This window comes from Streptococcus sp. UMB1203 (genome assembly GCF_030217725.1).
Lineage (GTDB): Bacteria > Bacillota > Bacilli > Lactobacillales > Streptococcaceae > Streptococcus.
On sequence record NZ_JASOOK010000008.1, the window covers coordinates 55,139 to 61,720 of the forward strand.

Annotated in this window: 2 protein-coding genes; both read right to left on the minus strand. The window is 38.4% G+C overall.

The genetic code is table 11. The features are described 5' to 3' along the window. Positions 1 to 121 precede the first annotated feature (121 nt). Entirely contained in the window at positions 122 to 3,997 is a 3,876-nt protein-coding gene (locus QP439_RS03535) for a mucin-binding protein (RefSeq protein ID WP_285387635.1), read from the minus strand. A gap of 150 nt (positions 3,998 to 4,147) precedes the next feature. Beyond that, positions 4,148 to 6,582: mucin-binding protein (locus tag QP439_RS03540; protein ID WP_502961729.1), on the minus strand; the 2,435-nt coding region annotated here is incomplete at its 5' end.

The window sequence follows — 6,582 nt, forward strand, 5'->3', positions numbered from 1 at the left end:
AAAATAAAGAATTTTAAGAAGTCCTTAATATAAAAATGAGCAACTTTAAATTAAAAGTTGCTCATTTTTTGTGCTATTTAGTACTATCCTACTTGTTAAATCTGTATTGACACTTTTTTATTTAGCGATGTCTTCTAGCATGACCACGAGTTCCTGGTCCAGTTCTAATTGGTTTAACTTGTTTACCTGGACGCGAAGGAACATGGTGTACTGGTCCATGATGAGGTCTCGTTAAATGCGGTTTAGGCTGAACACTTGGTTTTGGATTAGTAACAATTACGTTTGGTTTTGTAACCACTCCGACCACATGCGTGTGGCTAGTAGTGCCAGTATGAATGACACTTGTCACCTCTGAATGAGTTTCGGTTTCATTTGTTGTGATAGTGACAATTGGTGTTGTTGGACCCGCTGTTGCTGCATTTGAGGTAACAGTGGTTGTCGTTGTAGTTGTAGTCGTAGCCGTTCCACCAGGAACAGGTTTTGTTTCTGTTTTCTTATTAACAGATGTTTGTGAAGAAAAATCTGTTGGTTTAATTGCAGCCAAGGCTTCAGCTGGAGTTAAGCTAGGTTTTGAATCAGTAGTCGCTACCGGTTTTGGTTGAACTACAGGTGTTGGTGTAGCTGGAGTAGATACTGCCGGTTTAACCGGTGTTACCGGTGCTGGTGCTACTGGTTTTACTGGAGCTACTGGTTGTGGTGTGGCAACAGGCGCTGGAGTTACTGGTGTCGAAACTACTGGTTTGACTGGTGTTGATGGTGCTACCGGTTTTGGTTGAACTACAGGTGCTGGCTTAGCCGGAGTTGACACTGCTGGTTTAACCGGTGTTACTGGTCTTACCGGTACAACGGGTTTTGTAACAATTGGTGATGATGCAACAACTGGATTCGGAACAGTCAAAACTGGTTTGATAGAAATTCCATTACCTAGACTAGAAGGAGTTGCTGCAATAGTTGTTACTCCTTGTGGAGTGACATTTGGTTTATGAACAGTCGTATCCACTGCAGCTACTGGTTTATCATCAATTCTTGTGATTTTCCAATTATCATAAGTTACTGCACCTGTAACAAGGTTAACTCTCGCTACTCTTTCAAAAACTACAGAACGAACCACATCTTTGAAAGCTTGTCTACCATCTTTTTGATATTTGTAGTGAATCGTCTGCTTAGTCATTTTTCTTAGTGTATCTAAGTTTTCAACAGATTTAGGCCAAACAGGTGTCAATGCGACTCCTGCTACTAATGGGTTTCCAGCAATTGGTTTCGGATCATCTGCTGTGACAGTCACAACTTTTTCGATTAATTGAACTGAGAATACTTGATCAGTTTGTTTTTCACTGTCAAAGCGTTTATCATTGGCATTTGCAAAACCATCATGTACTAATTCATATCCTTGTTTTAGGTATTGATTAATACGATTTTTTGAATTATAAGCAATTGTTTCACCTGGAAGACCAACAACACTGTCCACATTTCCTAAAACCTTAGGACTTGTTTCTGTTTGATTAAGGTATTTAACATACGCCTTTTGTTGAGCAACATAATCATAAACAACATGGATATCAGCCTGTGTCAAATGTCCCTTACTATTAGCAGGTGTTTGCGACAAGACATATACCACACCATCTTTTTCGAAACGCTCAGGAACTTTAGCAGTCACATCATAGTTATTTCCCAATAAGTTAATGAGATTTGAACTCTTATCATGTGGTGTATTGAATGTTTCTAAAATAGCTTGACTTGTTTTATCACGATATTGAATATCAACTTTACCAAATTTAGCTTCTTCGTACACAGCTACCACGTTAGCTTGAGCTCGTGTAATCGTACCAGATGTCTTCGTATTGCTATAAAAACGATCATTTTGTGCGTACTCTTTGAAGACATAATATTTACCATTTGGTGAATGTAATAGATAAGGTGCTGTGATAGATGTTGTTTGAATTCCTTTGTTTTCTTGAACTTCTGTCTCAGTTGTATTTCTCTCCAAAGTAGCTACATAGCTAGTATCAATTTTGGTAGATGGTCTTACAGTAGTGAATTTATCTTGAAGGATACCTCCATTTTCCACCGCTGCAATGGCAGGAAGAAGCATTTTCCCTTGAGTATCAACGAAGCGAACAGCTACATCTCCATATACAAGGCGTCCATCTGTTCTTACCATATCTGGGTTGGCAATTTTCCAGTCAGAGTCAGCAGCTTGTTCGTATTGGTCTGTAAGATTTTTACCTTTGGCATCAACAACTGTCAATGTCCCTGGAACATTTGATTTAAAACCATTTCTAGCTTCATTCAGATAATTAACTGTGTGACTTGTCGGAACACGGTCAACTCCAAAGTCTTTTGTACGTAATACATAGGTTCTTCCAGCCAACATCTTTCCAGAAACGAGTTCAAAGGTTAATTCATTATCAGCAGCCTTAAGAATCTTAAATTTTGCATGTTGACCTGGTTCTTCACGAGGCGCCTCCAAAATAACATTATGACGATTTACCCTTGTTCTTGATGTATCAGGGCTAGTATTTATCATTTCGACATTGTGGGCACCACGTTCAACAAATTCACCGACAGTAGCAAACTTATTGAATTCTGTATCATTGATACGAACAGTGAAACGAGTCCCTGCACTAAAGTTTGATTTCCATGTTCCGATACGAAGAGTGCTGTTATATGTTTTGATACTACCATCATCATCCAACATCACATCACCTGTGAAGTTAGCTGTAGCAGGTGTATCATAAACTTTAGGTGCTCCGATATCTGTTTTAATCACAGTGTAATTCTTAGTGACTACATTTTGACCATTAACTGAAATAACACCAGTTACAGACTTATCCACGTTCACTCGAGGATAACGAATTCCACCTCTGTATTGAAGTTCAAAAGTAACATCATCTAGACGTTCAATTTCATCAGTGAAACGGTAAGTTGCTTCAATATGACTTCCTTTGTCAACTAAATCCCATGATTCTTTTGTGTCCAGAGCAACGTCACGGTCTCCACGTGAAGCCCAATATGAAAGGCTTCCAGCTTTGGCATTATCATTTTTCTGAACCAGACTCACTCGTTCTGCAAAAACTTTACCTTCAGCAACCAATTTTTGAGGAAGATTATTATCTTGTGGCAATTCCTTCAAACCAATTGTAAAGATATCTCCCTTATGATAGGTACCATTTTTAAATTTTAATTGGAAGCGATAATCAGCAATACCTGTTGAAGTTACACGGTCCGCCATGTCGATTGTACCACTGGCAATAATATTTCCATTATCGATAGCTACATCCTGTGTTTGAGTTGGCGATAGACTAGCGCTAATTTTCTTGCCGTGTCCTGCACGTTGCAACTCAGTATAAACTGTTTCAATAGCTGAATACAGTTGATTTAATTGAGTCTTAAGATTTTCTACACTAACAGATGAATCTTTCAACAAGGATTTTGATTGTGAAATCTGAATTGTTGCTGCCTTAACAGCTTCTTGAACTAAGGCTTTTTCTTCAGCTTTACGATCTGCTTCTTGAGCATAACGAACAGCAACTTGATTTAAAACTTCTGCTTCTGATACAACCTGTTCTAAGGTTGTTTTTTCGACTGATTTTTCTTCTTTTACCTTCTCACTTGAAGTAGGTGAGGTAGTTTTTTCTTCACTAGACTTAACTTCTTTAGAAGTGAATTCTTTTGAGTCAGAATTTTTTGTCTCAGTTGCCACTTTAGACTCTGCTTCCTTCTTTAGAAGGGCATTGACATCTAATTCTTCTTTTTCCAAAACTGGAGCTTGAAGAGTTGAAGGTAATTCTGCTATTTTTTCCTCAGATTTCTCTTGCTTGGTCTCTTCTGGTTTTTCAGAGACTTTTTGTTCTTCTTTTTCAGTGCGATGTGAATCTACTTTCTGTTCATCTGCACTCACATTTGAATAAGTACCAAAAACCATCAAGGCAGCTACAGCAACAGATACTGCACCAAAACTTGATTTTCTAATGGAATACTTGTTTACCTTATTCATTTGATTCCGTTTTACTCTTGAATACATATATTTTCTCTCTAACTTTTTATGATAAAAAAGGGAGTGGAATTGATGCTGTATTGACATACATTCTCACTCCCTAAAACACTACACTTCCAATATTTTGTTGTCTAGAGTTTTGTTTTGATTTTATTCATCTCGTTTTGCTTTTCCAACTAAACTGAATCCAGCAAATAGGCCAAGTACTCCTAGAACTTGAGCCATACCAGAAGAGTGACCCGCAGTTTTTGGAAGTTCTTTTTCCTCCTCTTTTGGAGCTGAGTTTGGAGTTGGAACTGCTGATGGCACTTTTGGAGCTGGGGTAGAGGTTGGAACTGGAGTTGGCGTAACTTGTGGAGTTGGGGTTGGAGTCGGAATTGGAGTTGGGGTCGGTACTGGATCCGGCGTAACTTGTGGAGTTGGGGTTGGAGTCGGAATTGGAGTTGGGGTAACTTGTGGAATTGGTTGAACATTTCTATAAGTTACAGTTACAACCTGATTTCCAGTTTCTGCTGTAATTCCTTGAACCGCAGCCACTTTAGCAAGATCAGGATTATATCCTGCAATACTTGGAGATACCACTTCGTCAAAACTTGTCACTCCATTTTCAGAAACCCAAGATGTACTTGTAGTCTTACCTGTTACATTATCGATACTTAACATACGTGAAAAGCTTACTTGATCATGATGATCTTCACTTGCTTTTGTACCATCTTCAAATACATAATGAATCGTTCTTTCCACAAGTTTTGGAGTATCTTTTTTAACAGTGATCTTATGTTTCAATAGGACTGTATATTCTTGAACTTTTGTTTCATCTGTATCAAAAGTTGCATCTGCAGGGAAACCATCTTCCTGTAATAAGTACCCTTTTTCAAGCAACGATTTCAAAACAGTTTCTGTCGTATAGGCGACCTTTTCTCCTGATTTACCAGTAATATTGTCTGTATGAACGACTTCATTCTTGTTATCAATATCTATATAACGAACAACTGCAACTTGTTCTGTCTTGACGTAAGTTACCTTTGTATCTTCACCTGGGTTTTCAGGTGTAACACTTGTACGCTCTGGTTTGTAGCCTACAATTTCAGGTACTGCTGTTTCTCCAGCTTTACGAGGATCATTTGAATCATTCAGGTATTGGGGTTGAGGAGCATTTGAAATTACATTTCCAGAAGCATCTACTGGAATGATTTTACCCAAAGCTTTATAGGTAACTGTATCTGTTGCTTTTGGTAAATCTGGCGTAACTGTCTTAGCACCAGCTTCTGCTTTATCAGCGAAATACCCTGTCACAACTGGTACTTTAACTGTTCCATAGGTATGGTCCTTATTTTCCCAAGTTGTTTCTTTAGTCGCTTCATTATATGATCCCTTGAAGACAAAATCATTTTGCACATTATCTTTAGGAGTTGCAGAACCTGCCCCAGTAAAGTTTACAGTTTGTTCAGTTTCCTTAGTTAATGAATCAATAATTTCGTTATATGTTACAAAGGTATCTTTTCCGATGCGATCAGGATCAGATTCGTCATTTGGTTCGATTGTCTTGTCAACAATATTATATCCCCAAACAGTTGGTTGTTCATTATTTAATACATGGAATTTTGGAGCTTCAGGAATTTTTGTTTCTGCTGCTTTTGTTGCATCGTTTGGATCATTATCATAGTACTTATAGAGAGCGTCTTCAATGTTTTGTACAACCTCTCCTTGTTTATTGATATATTGTCCTTTATTATTGACTGCTACAATACGTCCCATTTCTTTCAAGTCAACATTAACTTCTGTATCTTGAGGAGAATTTGGATTAACCTCCATTGTTCCTACTTTATTTACAGTAGCATAAAATTTTGGTGTAACAGGAGTTCGTACAGCTTTGAACACTGCATTCACGGATGAATCTGCTTCTGAATTAGTTGAACTATCTGGTTTTGCTGCAGCAGCGCGCTTACCTCTAGATGAACGGCGTGCAGTACGTTCACCATTTTCAGTCACAGTTAAGCCTACTGGAGACACTTGAGAATTATTAACTTGTGTATCTAAAAGATTCTCTGAAACTGGAGCTACTTCTGACAAAGCTCGTCTGCTTCTAGATGATCTTGCAACTCTTGATTCAGCACTATTCGTAACTGATGGTTGAGATGCTACTGGTGCCACAACATCTTGGTTCTTAATACCAGTAATCTTCCATTGTTCATAATTGATATCACCAGAAACCAAATTCACAAGAGCATTTCGTTCATAACTGATATGTTGATCAATCGTTCCATATGCAGCTTTTCCATTCTTAGAGTAACGGAAGTTAATACGGCGACTTATTGTTTGAGTCAATTTCTCCATTCTCTCAACAGTGCCTGGCCAATTTGGGGTGTTTGGTTGTCCCGGATTGACTGGGGTGTTTGGTTGTGGTTTAGGATCTTTCGGTGTTACACGTTCGACACGTTCTGAAAGGGTTACAGTGTAGACTTGGTCACGTGCTGTATCGTAGTCATAAACCTTCGCATCACCTGTTGTGAATTCATCACTAACAAGCTTGTAGCCTTGTTTCTTAAATTCATTGATTTGACTTGTTGTGCTGTAGGCAATGG